Here is a 16,976-nt window from a genome sequence, read left to right as displayed (position 1 = left end):
TCGGCTTTAAACTGATCCAATCAGAATGATTTTGGGTGACGGGCGTCGTTGGGTTACCGCTGCCATGGGATAACGGTCGGCAATGGCAGGGACCACTCGGGTCGTTTCATCGTTGTTTTTCGGCAGCAAGGCAGGAGGCTGGAAATGTCCATCTCGGATGAAGAATGCAAGATCCTCATACTGGATGACGAGTCGGACATCCTCGATGAGCTGAGCGCGATGTCCTCCCGGGCCGGTTTCGCTCCCATCACCACCGTGAATCCGGAGAAGGCACTGGACATGCTCAAAGCGGATGGAGACATCCGCGTTCTGGTGTCGGATGTGCGCATGCCCGGCTGGGATGGCCTGGATCTGGTTCGTGCCCTCACGCGTGATCAGGGGGAGGAGCGCGTGGAAATTGTTTTCATGAGCGGCTATGCCTCGCGGGATCATGTCCAGCATGCGCTGCGGATGGAAGCGACGGATTTCCTCTTCAAACCGTTTCGCGAGCAGGAGTTCGTCAAGGCGATTCGCACAGCCTTGCGCAGGGACCTGGAAAGACGCCAGTTCCGGGAGGTGTTGAACCTCACCCGCGGACAGCTCAACAAGATCGAATCGCGTCTGCGTTACCTGCACTCCGAGAAAGAGGAAGTGGACCCGGATCAGGAGTCGGGGCGAGAGAAGTCGATGCAGGGTGCGGTGACCCGTGAGGGCGCACGCGCCGCCCAGGATCACACCGAAGCGGGTACGCATCGTCTGTTGCGCGGGGCAGCTGAAGCGCGCGTGCTGCGCGGTCGCTATTTCGACCCCGATGTGTGCAACGGCGCCACCTGGAACATCCTGATCGATCTGATGATCGCCCGTCTGGCCGGGCGGCCTGACTACGTCTCCAGCCTGGCGGTGGGCTCGGGCATTCCCCTCACGACGGCCCTGCGGCATGTGGAAGAGCTGGTGAACAGGGGGCTGGTGCGCAAGGAGCGGGATCCCAGCGATCGGCGACGGGTGTTCCTTTGGCTTACGGACGACGCAGCACTGCGCATGGAGCAATTCCTTGAGGAGTGTGCCCAGGAGCATCTGCTCGACATCTAGTGTCGGGTGACCACAAAGCTTCCAGTTCGGGAGCGATTCGGAACAATTGACCGCGCCCACAGCACGCAAGGCATGATATCCCTGTATTTGCGTGGGGCATCTCGCCCCACTGTCGTCGGACCCTATGAATGAACCACGGCCGCCTCGCCAACGTGCTGATCGGGAATCCTTGAATGATGGAGAACAATATCGCCCTGGAGGGGCTTTGTCTTGAGTCATTGATGCCCATGGCGCGCCTCAAAGAGGTGCTGACCGGCCTGGCCGAGGCGGCCTCTGTCCGGCTGGCGCTGGTGAGTGAGCTGGATGCGAGGGTTCTGGCCAGCTCCGTACCCGAGAACACGAACATAGAGTGGACCTGGGGGCGTCCTTGGGAGGGCCGGGGCGAGTCGGCAGTGACGCAGGCCATGGCCCGCAGCACACAGGTGTGCTGGCGAATGGAACTGGGCGTGGGCGATGATCCGCTCTGGCTCATCGCCCAGCTACCCCACCTGGACGGCAGGGGCGCGGTGAGCAGTGGCGAGGCCGATCGGGTTCTGGCTCTGCTGCGCGCCCTTGAGACCACGCTGCGCCTGCTGGTGGAGGCACAGTATGAACGCTATCGCTCCAAAGAGGGCGAGCAGCGCTATCGTAGCCTGGTGGAGTCCCAGCATGATCTGATCGTGCGGGTGGATGCCCAGAATCGATTGCTGTTCGTCAACGATACCTACTGCCGCACCTTTGGCAAGACCCGCGACGAACTGCTAGGGCATTCCTTCGCTCCCCTGGTTCATGAGGACGATATCGCCGACACCCTCCGGGCCATGGAGGGGCTTTTGCAGCCCCCTCATCGCATCCAGGTGGAACAGCGGGCCATGACGGTGGACGGCTGGCGCTGGTTTCACTGGGAAGATAGCGCCATCCTTGATGAGCGGGGCGAGATTGTGGAGATCCTGGGCGTGGGCCGGGACATCCACGAGCTGAAGCAAAAACAGGTCACCCTGGAGTCCATCTTTCAAGCCAGTCAGGATGTGGCCTTCATCATCACCCGCAGCGATCCGGACATGGGCCAACCGGTCATCTCCGAATTCAGCCCCGGTGCCGAAAACCTGTTCGGCTACGCGCGCGATGCAGCGATCGGCCAGCCCGTGGCCATGCTGCATCAGCCAGAGGACGTGGCGCGCTTCCCGGAGATGCTGGCCACCCTGCGGACAGGGCAGGCCTGGCGGGGCCGCATGCGTCTGAATCGTCATGGGGGCGAGAGCTTTCCCTCCTTGCTCACCATTTACTCCTTTGACCCGGAAGACCAGGGCTCCAGCCTGGGAGTATCCATCGACATCTCCTCCCTGGAGCAGGCGGAGCTGGCCCTGATGCAGGCCAAGGAGGAGGCCGAGAGGGCCAACCAGGCCAAGAGCCTGTTCATGGCCATGACCAGCCATGAGGTACGCACACCCCTCACCGCCATGCTGGGCCTGATCGAAACCCTGATGGAAACCTCCCTGGACGAGCGTCAGCATCGCTATGTCACCGCACTGCGCCGTTCCTGCGAGATGCTGCGAGATGCTGCGAGGCATCATCAATGACATTCTGGATTTCAGTGAATCCGAGGCGGGACGGCAGATCACGCTCAATCCCGAGGCAGTGAACCTGCCGGGCCTGCTGCGTCAGAGCCTGGAACTCATGGATGGTGTGGTACGCGGGCGGGGCAATCGATTGGTTGTGGATATCGATCCCTCCGTACCCGAAGGTGTATGGGTGGATGCCCTGCGCCTCAGGCAGGTCGTGTCGAACGTGGTGGGCAATGCCAACCAATTCACCGAGCACGGTCGCATCACCGTGCGCGCCTGGGCAGACCGGCGTAAAGGTGACGACGATGCGTTACATCGTATCCACATACAGGTCTCGGATACGGGCGTGGGCATGAGTGCCCAGGTGCTGGAGCGTGTGTTCGAGCCATTCTACAAGTCTCATCAAGGCCCGACGCGTCCCGGTGGAACAGGCCTGGGGCTGGCCATCGTGCACAACCTGATCCAGGCCCTGGACGGTCAGATCCGTGTGGAGAGCCAGGAGGGGGAGGGCACCACCCTCACCATGGAACTGCAGTTACCCGTTGCCCGGTTACCTGCAACGCCCGTGCAGGAAAACCCAGGGGGCAGCCTCACAAAGGCCAGGATGAGAAGTGCTCACATCCTGGTGGTGGATGACAACCCCGAGATTCTGGAGATGGTGGGCGAAACCCTCGAGTCGTTCGGGCATCGGGTCACCTGCGCGGGCGATGGCGAGGCCGCGGTCCGCCTGGCCAGTGCCGAGCGCTTTGAGCTCATCCTCATGGATTGTCAGATGCCCCTGATGACGGGGCTGGAGGCTGCACGCCGCATCCGTGAGCAGGAACCCGCCGAACGGCGCACTCCCATCATTGCCCTGACGGCCGCCGTGCTCAAGGAAGACGTTCGGGGCTACAGCCTGGCAGGCATGGACGACCACCTCAGCAAGCCCTACACCCGCAAGGAGCTCCGGAGTCTGCTGGTGCGCTGGCTTCAGGATTGACCCCCATCAACAGTCGCCGCTTGTGCCGCAGTCACAAAATGATTCATTTCGGAGCAATCCCGGCCCGATGCCCCGATTTAGCGGGTAACCTTGGTAGTTGGATGGAATTGATGTTGCCACACAGCGCCAATTGGCCACCCATAAACCCCCTCTGCCCGCCGAGGTCACCCTACGGATTGAACACATGGAAGCTCTGCATCATCAGGACACAGCCCGTGTGACCCACCTCCGTGGGTTCAGGGATGTTTTTTCTGCACTGGAACGAGGTTGGGCCCGAGGGGTTCGCATGGGGGTGTGTCCCATGTGCCGGGAGGGGAGGGCGCGCGGTCGATGCGCCCGGGTAAAGCCTTGCGCCAAGGCCGTGGCCGGGAACATGCGATTCCTGCGCTTGATGAATGTGGACAAGTTTTCAGCGCAGGTTCGCCTGGAAGATGGCGCCTCTGGTGCCAACGGATTTTCTGCCAACACGGGGGAGCCGGTTGCGGTTTTTGTGCAACTGGATGGTCGCTCGATCTCTTTTTCCTCCGTGGTGCAGCAGGCGCAATCACTGCCGACGGGGTCCGGTCCCAGGTCTCAGCTCACACTGCTGGCGCCCAGGGTGATGCATGTGACGGAGCGGCGCGAATACGTGCGTATTGGCGTGCCCTCCGGGATCGATGCCAGGTGTACGATCCGGCTGCCCGGACTGGGGCATGTGTCATGCGGGCTTTCGGACCTGTCTTTTACGGGCATGGGACTGGAAGCGGATCACATGCCTGATGTGCCCACCCACGCCGAGATCAGAGTGGCGATCTGGCTGGAATCGGACGGCGGGAGTCCGCTTGAAGGACAATTCACTGCCCACCTGGCCCGAATGAGTCGTCGCGAGCAGGCATCCACCGTCCTGCTGGGACTGCGCTGGACACCCCTCACAGGGCCCCAGGATCGACGCCTCAGCCTCATGATTCGCCAACTTGAACGCATCCAGATGGCGAAATGCCGTTTGCTCAGCTAAACCGTCTATTGGTGAGAATTTTTGAGGTTGACTTGCTCGGTTTCCACTTTAGTCCCGGCTCACTTCCGGGTAGTTGGCTGGCGTAGCGATTTAGAAGGGAACGCACAGCACAGGAACGCCGCCTGACCGTCGTACACCAGATTTGACAATAACTCACAGCACAGACCCAAATGGCCTAATGTGCAGCAGCAGATTTCTCGGGCGAGATGTCAGTCTGAAGGATCAAGACTCTTCTCCCCAAAGGTGATTTTTACATTCTCCCCCTTAAGTGCCCCCGCAGAAGAAAATCTAATGGGTTGCTCGGCGGGTAGTACGGAACGGATCACAGTTCCGCTCTTTGAGCGTGCCTGATAAGGCCCTCGTGAGAGCGCGTGAGGCAGAAGGCCATTGGGCCCACACTCTTGTTCTCCTCCAGAGTATCGAGACAGTCGTTTTCCCCGTAATGGGAAAGGGTCCAGTCTGGATGCGCGGCAAGGTTTGCAGAGTTAAGCTCAGATCTGGTGTATGGGGGGAGGAAGTGAAGGTGGCGTATCCTGTTGATTGATCACGACCAAGATCTCAATCAACAAAAGCGGATACGCCATGACCAAGTCTACCCTTCAAGCTGTTTCACAACCAGAACCGCAGGCCACGGATCCGCTGCACGAGCTGCTGCGCCAGGGTGCCCGCGACCTGATTGCCCAGGCGGTCGAGGCCGAACTGGCCACTTTCCTGGCGCAGTATGCCGAGCAGCGCCTCGACGATGGGCGCCAGGCGGTGGTTCGCAATGGCTACCTGCCCGAGCGCACGGTGCAGACCGGGATCGGTGATGTCAGCGTCCAGGTGCCCAAGGTGCGTGACCGCAGTGGCGGTGGCGCCTGCTTCAACAGCAGTCTGCTGCCGCCCTACCTGAAGCGGGCTCGCAGCGTTGAGGAGTTGATCCCCTGGCTCTACCTGAAGGGGGTCTCCACCGGGGACTACCAGGAGGCCCTGAGGGCATTGCTGGGTGAGAAGGCCAAGGGGCTCTCGGCCAACACGGTTTCACGGCTCAAGAAGCAGTGGGAGGATGAGCACACAGCGTGGCGGCAGCAGGACCTGTCAGACCGCCGCTACGTCTACTGGTGGGCTGACGGCATCTACAGCAAGGTGCGCATGGATGACCGCTTGTGCCTGCTGGTGATCATCGGGGTCACGGAGCATGGCCGCAAGGAGCTGGTGGCTGTCGAGGATGGCTTCCGTGAGTCGGCGGATAGCTGGGAGGCGCTGCTGACCCACTTGCGGGAGCGCGGCCTCACCACCGGCCCCAAGTTGGCTGTGGGCGACGGTGCCATGGGTTTCTGGGCAGCGCTGAGCAAGATCTATCCACAGACGGACCATCAGCGCTGCTGGGTCCACAAGACAGCGAATGTGCTCAACAAGCTGCCCAAGTCGGTGCAGCCCAAGGTCAAGTCCGATCTCCAGGAAATCTGGATGGCGCAGACCCGAGAAATGGCTCACCAGGCCTTTGATCGCACCCTGAAATGCTTCGAGGCCAAGTACCCCAAGGCGATGGCCTGCCTGGCAAAGGATCGGGATGAGCTGCTGGCATTTTACGATTACCCTGCGGAGCATTGGGTGCACATCCGAACCACCAACCCGGTGGAATCGACCTTCTCCACGGTTCGCCTGCGGACCAAGCGCAGCCGGAGCTGCGGATCCCGGGCGACGACATTGGCGATGGTATTCAAGCTGCTCCAGAGTGCCCAGAAGCGCTGGAGACGCATCAAGCATTTCCAGAAACTGGAACTGGTCGTCAACAACGTCAAGTTCCAGGACGGAGAGCAAGTAATCGATCAGTCAGACAGGAAGGCCGCCTGACCGCCGTACACCAGATTTGACAATAACTCGGTTTGCAGGGGATGTCGTGCTTCCTGAGCGCGGCTTTGCTGACTTGAATGCGTTGCCTGGCACGGGGTGCGCAATGCAACCGTAATGGAGGGGATTGTGGGTGAGTCCCCGTCTTGCATCCTCTAATCTCAAGGGTCGTGTTTTCAGGTGGCGAGCCATTCTCCGGCAATCCGGTGAGCGCCCTTGTGTTGTGCCCGGGAGAAAATGTGGCTTTCCCAAAACCCCTCAAATGGTTTCAATTCCTCGTTGTGTTGCTGTTGCCAGCCTTGCCGGCCCAGACCCAGGCTGAGCCTGATGGGTGGTCCGAACAGGTGCGGATATGGTCGGATGCGCCAGAGGCGGCGGCCCGGACCGAGGCAGTGGCGGTCCTGCAAGAGGCAGTGGCCACTGCTGTGCAGTTGCGCCCGGCGTTGAGGCGGGAAACCGCCCGTGGGGCGGAGTTGAGCCATCGGGTGCGCGAGGTCCGTGCAGATCGTCTGCCGAGTGTGCGCCTGGGCCTGGAACAGCGCAGCAGTCTGTCGGCCACTGATCAACGTGCTTTTGATAGCGGCTCGCGGGTGGATGCGGTGATCAGCGTATCGCAGCGGTTGTATGACTTTGGCGCCTCGGCGGGCCATCTGCAGGCCGCCCGCGAACATCTGTCGGCACAGGAGTGGCATGCCCGCGCCCTGACCGCGGAGCTGGCCCTGGAAGCCGTGGGTGTTTATTACGATCTGGCCCGTTACCAGGCTCAGCAGGCCCTTGCAGGTCACAACCTGGATCGTCATCAAGCGATTCGTGACCGCGTGCAGGAACGGGTGGAAGGGGGCGTGGGTTCACGGGCCGATTTACTCAGGGCCGATGGTCGCGTGGCGGATGCCCGGGCCCGTCTGGTTGCCCTGGAAGGTCGCCTGGAGCGCGCGGCCGCTGTTTACGAGGAATGGTTCTTCAATCGGGCGAAGACCTTGTCTCCGCCCGGTCTTGATCTGTTGTCCCACGATCCGGATCTCTTGCGGGTAACGCTGGATGATCATCCAGCCCTGCGCGAGGCGGCGTCCCGGGTCGCGGCCAGTCGCGCGGAGGGGCGGGCGTTGGCGGGGGAGCGATGGCCACAGTTGCGCGTGAATCTGGAGGGGCGTCGCTTCGACGTGGATCGCAGTGATCGAGGTGATTCGGACCTGGCCTTGATCTTTCATCTGGATTACCCGCTCTACGGTGGTGGCGCCCCCGGTGCGCGTGTGTCCCAGGCGCGGGAGCGGGAATGGCAGTCCCGCTGGGAGCAACAGGCCCTTGAGCGTGAGTTTGTGCGCCGCTGGCGAAACGCCCGGAGCGATGTGCAGGCTCTCGAGGCAGAACTCCAGGCGCAGTATCGGGCGTTTCAGGCTGATCGGGAGGCGGTTCGGGTCTATGAGGATCAGTTCACCATTGGGCGACGCAGCCTGACGGACCTGCTGGATGCTCAGCGGGATTTGTTTCAGTCCTCCTTGCGCGTGATGGATTTGCGTCTGGAGCTTGACCTGGCCGGGTTTCGTCAGCTGGCCCTGGCAGGCCAGTTGCTCCGTGCGCTCCAGATTCCCGAGGTGACGCTGGTGGATCGGGATGACTGAGTGCGTGGGTGAGGCTGGCAGCGCGGACCTGGAGCGGTGCCTGTTGTTCCTGGCGCGCCACTTCGATATGCCCGTGTCGGCCGGGGCGGTGCGTGCTGGCAAGGTGGGCCTGGATCCGGGCATGGATGAAACGGCCTTCCTGGAGGCTGCGGAGCGCTTTGGGCTGATCACGGCGGTGGGGCGCCGTGATCTGACTTCGCTGCCAGCCGATGCCCTGCCGGCGGTCGTGTTGCTAGGGCAGGGGCGCGCTGTGGTGGTGCTGTCACGACAGGGTGGTGATCGTGGGGTGGTGTTCGATCCGTTGTTCGGCGATACGCCCGTGGAGCGGGGCCTGGCCGAACTGCAAGCTCTGAGCCATGGGCGGGTGATTGCCCTGCGACCGCGCCCGCGCGCCGAAGCGGGCGGGGATGTCTCGCCGGGCAGCGGCGGGCATTGGTTCTGGAGTGCGCTGTCCAGCAATCGCTGGACCTACGTGCAGGTGATGCTGGCGGCGGCACTCACCAACTTCCTGGGCCTGTCCACGGCGCTGTTCATCATGGTGGTGTACGACCGGGTGTTGCCCAACGAGGCTGTGGAATCCCTGCTGGCGCTGACCGTGGGGGTGGGTATTGCGCTGGTGTTCGATTTTGTGGTGAAGACCTTGCGCGCCGCCTTTATTGAGCAGGCCGGCCAGAAGGCGGACATCCGCATGGGGCGCCGCATTTTTGATCATGTGCTGAATCTGCGCATGAGCGCGCGCCGGGGCTCGGCGGGTGGTTTTGCCAACACCCTGCGGGAGTTCGAGACGCTGCGCGATTTCTTCGCTTCGGCTTCGTTGGTGGCCCTGGTGGACCTGCCATTCATCCTCCTGTTCATTTGGGTGATCTATCTCATTGGTGGGCCGCTGTTCATCGTGCCGCTGCTGGCGGTGCCGCTGGTGTTGCTCATGGGGCTGGCCTTGCAGCCCTTCCTGGCGCGCATCTCCCGGGATGCCTTCGAGCAGGGTCGCAACAAGCAGGGCGTTTTGGTGGAGGCGGTATCCGGGCTGGAGACCATCAAGGCCACCGGGGCCGGTCCGCTGGTGCGTGAACGCTGGGAAGAGAGTGTGTGGCACCAGTCGGGCACCGGCCGGCGTGCCCGGGCGATCCAGCAGTTTGCCCTTAACACCACTGCCTTCACTCAGCAGGGTGCCCAGGTGGGGATCGTTGTGTTCGGCGTGTTCCTGATTGCCGACGGGGTGATTTCCATGGGGGCCATGATTGCCGCCGTGATTCTCACCGGGCGCATTCTTGCCCCGCTGGCGCAACTGGCACAGACCATGACCCGCATCAACCAGGCTCGTCAGTCCTACCGGGCCATCGACCAGCTCATGAATCTGCCCAGTGAGCGTCCTGTGGGGCGGCGCTTCCTCAGCCGCCCGGATTTGCAGGGCCGGATCGAGTTCCAGGAGGTGAGCTTTACCTACCCGGGTCAGAGCCAGCCAGCCCTCAAGGGGGTGAACCTGTTGATCGAGCCGGGCGAGCGGGTGGCCTTGCTGGGGCGGGTGGGGTCTGGCAAGAGCACCCTGGCACGTCTGCTGCTGGGCATTCACGAGCCCGACCAGGGCTCGGTGCGGGTGGGTGGCAACGATATTCGCCAGCTGGACCCGGCCGACCTGCGTCGACACGTGGGCAGCGTGCTGCAGGAGGCGTGGCTGTTCAGCGGCACGGTGCGTCAGAACATCGCTGTGGGCAACCCTCATGCCGATGACGCGCGCATTCTGGCGGCATCGCGCCTGGCGGGGGCTCATGAGTTTCTGGCCGCGCACCCCATGGGCTATGACCTGGTGGTGGGAGAGCGCGGCGAGGGCCTCTCCGGGGGGCAGCGTCAACTGGTGTGTCTGGCTCGGGCGCTGGTGGGCGATCCGCGCATCCTGTTGCTGGATGAACCCACCAGCGCCATGGATGTGGAGACCGAAAAGGGGGTGATCGAACGGCTGGCGGATTTGTCGGCGGATCGCACCCTGGTGCTGGTGACCCACCGAACCAGTCTGTTGGCACTGGTGGATCGGGTGATCGTTCTGGATGAAGGTCGGGTGGTGGCTGACGGGCCCCGGGAGCGAGTGTTGACCACTGGGCGAACGGCATCGGCCGTCCCCGTGCCGAGCAAGGTGAGGGTTCCTTAGCGTGGCGGGCGGCGATGGTTTCGATAGCTTGATGGGTGATCGTGGCCTGGGTCGCTCGCTGAGCGGCAGTGTGCTGCTGGGCGTGATCCTGCTTTTTCTGGTCACTGCCCTGGTGTGGGCCCATGTGACCGAGATTGATGAGGTCACTCGCGGCCAGGGCAAGGTGGTGCCCTCACGCAGTCTGCAGGTGGTGCAAAGCCTGGAGGGTGGGGTTGTTCAGGAAATTCGCGTGGCCAGGGGCGAACGGGTGGAGGCCGGCGATGTGCTGCTGGTGCTCGGCGGCGGCGTGCTGGAGGGGGGCTACGAGGAGAGCCTGCAGCGCTATCACACGTTGCAGGCGAGGATGCAGCGGCTGCGCGCGGAGATTGTCGATACGCCGCTTGAATTCACTCCGCAGGTGGTGTCCCAGGCGGCCGATGTGGTGGCCAGCGAAACGCGCTTGTTCGCGGGGCGCCGTGCGGAGCTGGATGCGGAGTTGCGGGTGTTGACGGGGCAGCGCCGGCAGCGTGAACAGGAGTATGCCGAGCAGCAGGTGGCGCTGCGCACGGTGCGGTCGGGCATCCTGCTGGCCCAGGTGGAGCGGGATCTCATCCAGCCGCTGGTGGAGCGGGGTCTTGAGCCTGAACTGTCGCTGCTGCAGATCCGTCGCACGTTGAACGAGCTGCGAGGCGAGCGCGAGCGCATCGGCGCAGCCCTGGAGCGTCTGGAGGCGTCGATCGAGGAAGTGGACGATCGCAAGCAGGCCCTGCGCCAGGCTTTTCGGACCCAGGCGCTGGCCGATCTGAGCCTGGCCACCGGCGAGGCTTCAGAACTGGAGAAGGTGCTACCGGCCAAGGCGGACCAGGTGGAGCGTACCCGTATCCGTTCGCCCGTGGCGGGGGTGGTGAACCAGTTGCATGTGTCCACTTTGGGTGGGGTGGCGCGTCCCGGTGATCCCTTGGTGGACGTGGTGCCTGCCGATGATGCTCTGCTGGTGGAGGCCCATATCCACCCCCGTGACATCGGGTTTCTCTACCCGGGCCAGCCAGTGCGGGTGCAGATCACCGCCTACGATTTTGCCCGTTACGGGGCTTTGGACGGGGAACTGGTCACCATCGGCGCTGATGCGGTGGAGGTTCAGGGGATGGATGAATTGCTTTATCCGGTGCGAGTGCGCACCGAGGGGCACCTTTACGATGCCGATGAGCGTCCGCTGGACATCATCCCCGGCATGGTGGCCGAGGTACATATCCTGGGGGGGCAGCGCAGCGTGCTGGCCTACCTTCTGGAGCCCGTGGTGAAAGTACGTGACCGGGCCTTTCGTGATTGAGATGGCAGCTTTGAACAGGGTGATCGACGCAATGCAGGAAAAAGTGCTGGTGGTTTGTACGGCCAATATCTGTCGCAGTCCCATGGCGGAGGTGGTGCTGGCTTCCGCGCTGCCGGCGGCCCGCGTGACTTCCGCCGGGTTGCGTGTGCCGCCCTGGGCGTCCGGGATGGATCCGCTGGCGCAGGAGGTGCTGGTCGAGCATGGTTACGGCGACCCACGCCAACATGTGCCCAGAGGGGTTGGGGTGGAGGATTTGCGTGACGCGGATCTGGTGCTGGTGATGGAGCACTGGCAACGTCAGGATATCTTCCTGCGGGCGCCTTTTGCCCGTGGGCGGGTGTTCCTCCTGGGGCATTGGCAGGGCGGTGAAGTGGATGACCCTTATGGCCGTGGCTACAGCGCCTTCGTTCGTGCATTGGAGCAGATCGAACTGGCCACCCAGGCCTTGTCGCGGCGCTGGGTGGCGGCTTAGTACTACAGCCGTAACTGCAGCGGTGATCATTCATCAGGCGACAGCCAGGCGAGCTGCTGCCTACAGTGACACTGCCAAGCCCGATATTGATGTCGTCGTCGCCAATCTGACCAATGAAGTACGTGAAGTGGTCCAATTCACCAGGGATCGCGCCAGCGGATGATTGCATCCATTTTGGTTCCATCTCTGAGGCCCGTGGCTGGGCAGAGTGTTGTAATGACACGAGTATGATCGTTGCCCCCGAGAGCCGCCATGTCGTCATTCAAGCGTCCCATGCCTGACGGGAACGGCATGGAACTGCTCAAGGATCAGCGATTCCAGCGCTGGAAGAAATTTCACGGCGTGCAGGCAGTTGTGGCCTGACCCGTTTGAGGCGTCGTTCTCTCCTGCGTCAGTGAAGATCGCATTCTGCCGCCCCTGGTGATTTAGCCCGCCCTCTATCTATAACTCGCACATGCTAGTGATGGTCGAACATGCTTATTCGATTCCTCCCGAAATGTATAGGTATGGCTCATGGTGGCGAGCCTGGTACGGCCATGTCAGATGACCGGGCGGCCGTGGGGCGGATTCCGGGCAGGACGGGCCAGGCCTTGACCCTGCTTTCGGGTATTTTTTTCTTCGCCACGACGTTTGCGGTGACTCCAGCAGTCGCCGCTTCACCGCGCGGCGGTGATCAGTTGCCGTTTCAGTGGTCATTTGAGGCATTGGCCGAAGCGGCGCTTCGCCAATACCCAAGCGTGACCGCGAGCCTGAGTCAATTGGACGCCGCGCGCGCGGATCGCAATGCGGCCGCCTGGCAGCGTTTCCCCACGCCAGGCCTGCAAGCCAGCAGTGACGACGACACTACTCAGGCCGTGCTCAGCCTGCAGCAGCCGCTGTGGACTGGCGGCCGCATCATGGCGGGCATCGATGCGGCTGAGTCACGCCTGGAAGCCTCACGGGAGCAGGTAGGGGGCGTGCGCCAGGATGTCCTGCAGCGGGTCATCGATGCCTATGCCGAGGCGAGCCGGCGCAAGGCCCAACTCGAGATCGCTACCCGGAATGTTGATGAGCTGCGCAGCCTGCAGCAGATGATCGAGCGGCGAGTGCGCCAGATGGCCAGCCCTCAGGCGGATCTGGAGCTTGCCAGCTCGCGTCTGGCTCAGGCGATTGCCGAACGCACGGCGATTGCTCAGTCGCTGCGGTCGAGTCTCGCTCAACTCTCCGAACTCTCCGGCCAGGAAGTGAGGGCAGTGCAACTGGCTTCCGTCAGCGGGGCCCTGATTTCCGTCGCTGAACTTGACGAAGCTCAGCGCGAAGCCCTGAATCATTCACCCCAGCTGGCACGGCTGGGTTTTCAGCAGAAGGCCGCCAGGGCCGATACCCGCGGGGAAAGAGCGGCCCACTTTCCCACGTTGGCGTTGAGGCTGGAGCAACGCGAGAATCGCGGAAGCGACATCGTTGCCACTGAGCGCTCCGACACCCGACTGCTGATGGTTCTGGAATCCAACTTCGGCGCCGGTTTCTCTACCGTGGCCAGCATTGAGGCTGCCTCCTCACGGGCGCAGAGTCTGGGGCAGGAGCGCGAGGCGGCCGTGCGTGAGCTGCGCAGCGAGGTTGCGGATCTCTGGCACCAGCGCGAGTCCGCCCAGCTGCGCCTGCAGAGCGCCGAGCAGACCCGGTTGAGCGCCGAGCGGGTCTCGGCCTCCTACAACCGTCAGTATGCCATCGGCCAGAAGTCCTGGCTCGACCTGATGAACGCGGTACGCGAGGCCAGCAGCGCCGGGCTGGCCGTCGAGGATGCCCGCTCAGATGTCTTCCGTGCCACCTGGCGACTCGCCGACCTGACCGGAAGTGCGGCCGCCCTGCTCCTGGCGCCCGACACCGATGCCAGAGATCCCCAGTCATGACAAACAAACCAAGACGCGCCATCGACATCCTTTGGCAGACCCTGGGGCGTCGCAAGGGGATCTACCGGGACGCCCTGTTTGCCACGCTGGTGATCAACATGCTGGCGCTGGCCACCGCGCTGTTCACCATGCAGGTTTATGACCGGGTGATTCCCCACACCGGCTTCGAGACCCTCTTCGTGCTCGCCGCCGGTGTCACGGTGGCGCTGCTCTTTGACCTGCTGCTCAAGCAGGTGCGCAGTCACCTGCTGGACAAGGAAGGCACACGGATCGACATCGAGCTCTCGGACTGGTTCTTCCGTCGCGCCCAGAACATTCGCATGGAAGCCAGGCCGCCTTCGCTCGGCACTCTCGCCGCTCAGCTCAAGGGGCTGGAGTATGTGCGCGGGGTGCTTGGCTCTTCCACGTTGTTTGTCCTGGCCGATGTGCCCTTTGCCCTGTTTTTCATCGGGGTGATTGCCTTCATCGGTGGACCACTCGCCATCGTGCCCCTGGTGCTCGTGCCGCTGGCGCTGGTGATTGGTATCGCCTGCCAGTTTCGCGTCGGACGCGCCATTGCCGCCAGCCAGGGTCACCAGAATCAGAAGGCTGGCTTGCTGGTGGAGGCCATCGATGGGGTCGAGAACATCAAGGCCACCACCAACGAGTCGGGACTTCAGCAGCAGTGGCGAGATCTACTGTTCAAGGCAGGTGATGACGACGACCGCATCAAGGCCGCCTCAGCGTTATCCTCCAACGTCACCGCCTCGCTGCAGCAGTTCAGCTATGTGGTGCTGATCGCCTTCGGCGCCATTCTCGCCGTGCAGGGACAGCTCAGCATGGGCGCGCTGATCGCCTGCAGCATCATCAGCCAGCGTGCCCTGGGTCCCATTGCCCGCTTCCCCTCGGTGCTCGTGCAGTGGTCCCACGCCAGGAGCGCGCTCAAGAACCTCGACCAGCTGATGAGCCTGCCCAATGAGGAGGATGAGCAGGAGCGCACCCTCAATCCGGAAGTGGTCGAGAGCAGTCTGCGTCTGGAGCGCATCGAGTTCAGCTATGGAGAGAACACCCAGCTGGCCCTGGAGCTGGCCAGGCTGGAGATTCCCGCAGGTCAGAAGGTGGGCGTGATCGGCGCCATTGGCTCCGGCAAGTCGACGCTGCTCAAGGTTGCCTCGGGGCTTTACAGGCCCAAGGCAGGACAGGTCTATCTGGGCGGGTTGGACATGGTGCATATCCAGCAGCAGCGCCTGCGCGAACTGGTGACCTACCTGCCTCAGGATCTGAGGCTCATCAAGGGCACTCTGCGGGAGAATGTGCTGCGAGGCTTGCCTGATCCTGGCGACGAGGTGATTCTCGAGGCGGCGCGCAAGACCGGACTGATCGAGCTGATCAACAGCCACCCCATGGGCCTGGGACTGCCCATCAGCGAAGGGGGGCGAGGAACCTCCGGTGGCCAGCGCCAGCTGATCGGGCTCACACGCTTGCTGCTCACGCCCGCTGATGTGCTTCTGCTCGATGAGCCCACTGCCTCCATGGACACGATCAGCGAGGCTCGAGTCGTCAAGCTGATCGAGGGCCTGGGCGAGCAGGGCAGGACGTTGGTGGTCTCCACTCACAAGACCGCCCTGTTGCCGATGATGGATCGGCTGCTTGTGTTTGCCAATGGCCGGCTGGTGATGGACGGACCGCGTGAGCAGGTGATGGCTGATCTGAGTAGCAAGAAAAAGGTGTCCGATGCACCAAGCAAGAGGCAAGTCGCATGACTCCCCTTGAAACATCTGCCGCCAGCCGGTCGTCAAGGCTGCTGATTCCCTTGGTCGCCGCGACTCTGGTTGCCTTCCTTTCCTGGGCCGCCTGGGCCACCATCGACCAGATCACTCGCGTACAGGGCACGGTCATACCCAGCGCCCGCAATCAGGTCATCCAGTCCATGGATCCCGCCCGCGTGAGCGAGATCCTGGTGCGCGAAGGCGACCTGGTGCGTGCGGGAGATGTCCTGGTGCGACTGGATCGCACTCGTACCGAGGCGCTGTTTCTCGAAACCCGAGCCAAGGTTGCCGCGCAGACTGCCGCCGTGTCCCGGCTGAGCGCCGAGATCATGGGCACAGAGCCTGATTTCCCGGATTGGCTGGCCGAGTACCCGGAGATCCTCGCCAACCACCGCCATCTTTTTCAGCGCCGCCAGCAGAGCCTCGCGACGGACATCCAGGTGCAGCAGGACATCCTCGCCATCATCGATGACGAACTGGAACTGACTGAGCCGCTGCGCGCCACGGGCGACGTCAGCCAGGTCGAGATCCTGCGCCTGCAGCGTCAACGGGCTGACACCCGGGGCAAGATCGTGACCCGCCGCCACCAGTATTTCCAGGAGGTCCAGCAGGAGCTCTCCCAGGCGCAGGAGCAACTCGAGGCTCTTCAGCAGCTGCTGGTGCAGCATCGCGAGGTGCTGCAGAACACCGAAATCATTGCCCCCATGGATGGCGTGGTGCGAAACGTCCGCATCACCACCCGTGGAGCCGTCGTGGGCTCCGGAGAGGAGATCATGCAGATCGTACCCGTCGAAGACGATTTCGTGATCGAGGCGCGGGTCAGGCCAATGGATATTGCCTATGTACGCCCGGGACTCGAGGCCAACGTCAAGCTCGATGCCTACGACTTCATGATCTACGGGGCCTTTCCCGGCACTGTCCAGTTCATCAGCGCCGACACACTGGAAGACGAGACCAACCGAGCTCGCGATGAGGAACCCCATTATCGGGTTCACGTGGTCATGGAGGGCAAGGATCTTGTCGGCCTTGGACCCAATCCGGTGCGCGTGCAGCCCGGCATGACGGCAACGGTGGAGATCAAGACCGGCGAGAATACCGTGCTCGGTTTCCTGACCAAGCCCATTACCCGCGGCATCAGTCAGTCCTTTGGTGAGCGTTAGCGCGCTGCATGCGTTGGCGCCCGGCTGAAGCGCGATTCTGATATGCCCTCTCTGGCTGAAGTCAGCCTACCCTGAATGATGAGATCCTCGGACGGTATGTCCCCGCTGCCGGGGAAATGTCTCAATATCGGAATTTAAAACCTGAAACATTTTACAAAACTTAATCCGATATGGATGCAATAAAATTCGTACTCCGGTTGCGGTGCCGCGAGGCAGCC

General features: G+C 62.7%; 12 protein-coding genes. All 12 read left to right on the top strand.

Features of this window, described 5'->3' with window-relative positions; translation table 11 throughout:
* The first annotated feature begins 144 nt into the window (after positions 1-144).
* The 12 genes from ECTOBSL9_RS13820 to ECTOBSL9_RS13765 all read left to right on the top strand — a co-directional run bounded on the left by ECTOBSL9_RS13820 (position 145) and on the right by ECTOBSL9_RS13765 (position 16,758).
* Positions 145-1,068 (top strand): response regulator, encoded by a 924-nt coding sequence (locus ECTOBSL9_RS13820; protein WP_063465532.1) that lies wholly within the window; start codon positions 145-147, stop codon positions 1,066-1,068.
* Between the two features lie 173 nt (positions 1,069-1,241).
* On the top strand, positions 1,242-2,627 hold the full coding sequence (locus ECTOBSL9_RS13815) for a PAS domain-containing protein (RefSeq protein ID WP_063465531.1): 1,386 nt from the start codon (positions 1,242-1,244) through the stop codon (positions 2,625-2,627).
* Positions 2,605-3,591 carry an ATP-binding protein gene (locus ECTOBSL9_RS13810; protein WP_063465530.1) on the top strand — a complete coding sequence of 329 codons (987 nt, stop codon included), beginning with the start codon at positions 2,605-2,607 and terminating at the stop codon, positions 3,589-3,591. Before ECTOBSL9_RS13815 ends, ECTOBSL9_RS13810 begins: the two co-directional genes overlap by 23 nt.
* 373 nt (positions 3,592-3,964) lie before the next feature.
* The gene (locus ECTOBSL9_RS13805; protein ID WP_063465529.1) at positions 3,965-4,585 is read left to right on the top strand and encodes a flagellar brake protein; all 621 of its coding nucleotides are present in this window, start codon (positions 3,965-3,967) and stop codon (positions 4,583-4,585) included.
* Positions 4,586-5,167: 582 nt separating this feature from the next.
* Entirely contained in the window at positions 5,168-6,421 is a 1,254-nt protein-coding gene (locus tag ECTOBSL9_RS13800; RefSeq protein ID WP_063466214.1) for an IS256 family transposase, read from the top strand.
* Positions 6,422-6,657: 236 nt separating this feature from the next.
* The gene (locus tag ECTOBSL9_RS13795; RefSeq protein WP_168161571.1) at positions 6,658-8,037 is read left to right on the top strand and encodes a TolC family protein; all 1,380 of its coding nucleotides are present in this window, start codon (positions 6,658-6,660) and stop codon (positions 8,035-8,037) included.
* Entirely contained in the window at positions 8,030-10,180 is a 2,151-nt protein-coding gene (locus tag ECTOBSL9_RS13790; protein ID WP_063465527.1) for a type I secretion system permease/ATPase, read from the top strand. Before ECTOBSL9_RS13795 ends, ECTOBSL9_RS13790 begins: the two co-directional genes overlap by 8 nt.
* A gap of 31 nt (positions 10,181-10,211) precedes the next feature.
* On the top strand, positions 10,212-11,489 hold the full coding sequence (locus ECTOBSL9_RS13785) for an HlyD family type I secretion periplasmic adaptor subunit (RefSeq protein WP_063466215.1): 1,278 nt from the start codon (positions 10,212-10,214) through the stop codon (positions 11,487-11,489).
* Positions 11,490-11,520: 31 nt separating this feature from the next.
* Positions 11,521-11,961 carry a low molecular weight protein-tyrosine-phosphatase gene (locus ECTOBSL9_RS13780; protein ID WP_063465526.1) on the top strand — a complete coding sequence of 147 codons (441 nt, stop codon included), beginning with the start codon at positions 11,521-11,523 and terminating at the stop codon, positions 11,959-11,961.
* A 758-nt stretch (positions 11,962-12,719) separates the two neighbouring features.
* Positions 12,720-13,850, top strand: a complete 1,131-nt coding sequence (locus ECTOBSL9_RS13775) for a TolC family protein (protein ID WP_063465525.1) — start codon at positions 12,720-12,722, stop codon at positions 13,848-13,850.
* Entirely contained in the window at positions 13,847-15,592 is a 1,746-nt protein-coding gene (locus ECTOBSL9_RS13770) for an ATP-binding cassette domain-containing protein (protein ID WP_063465524.1), read from the top strand. Before ECTOBSL9_RS13775 ends, ECTOBSL9_RS13770 begins: the two co-directional genes overlap by 4 nt.
* Positions 15,589-16,758 carry an HlyD family efflux transporter periplasmic adaptor subunit gene (locus ECTOBSL9_RS13765; protein WP_063465523.1) on the top strand — a complete coding sequence of 390 codons (1,170 nt, stop codon included), beginning with the start codon at positions 15,589-15,591 and terminating at the stop codon, positions 16,756-16,758. The genes ECTOBSL9_RS13770 and ECTOBSL9_RS13765 overlap by 4 nt, the downstream gene beginning before the upstream one ends.
* Positions 16,759-16,976: the final 218 nt, after the last annotated feature.

It is taken from the genome of Ectothiorhodospira sp. BSL-9, from assembly GCF_001632845.1.
Taxonomy (GTDB): domain Bacteria; phylum Pseudomonadota; class Gammaproteobacteria; order Ectothiorhodospirales; family Ectothiorhodospiraceae; genus Ectothiorhodospira.
The sequence above is the reverse complement of the archived record's forward strand: the minus strand, read 5'-3'. Positions and strand labels throughout refer to the sequence as shown.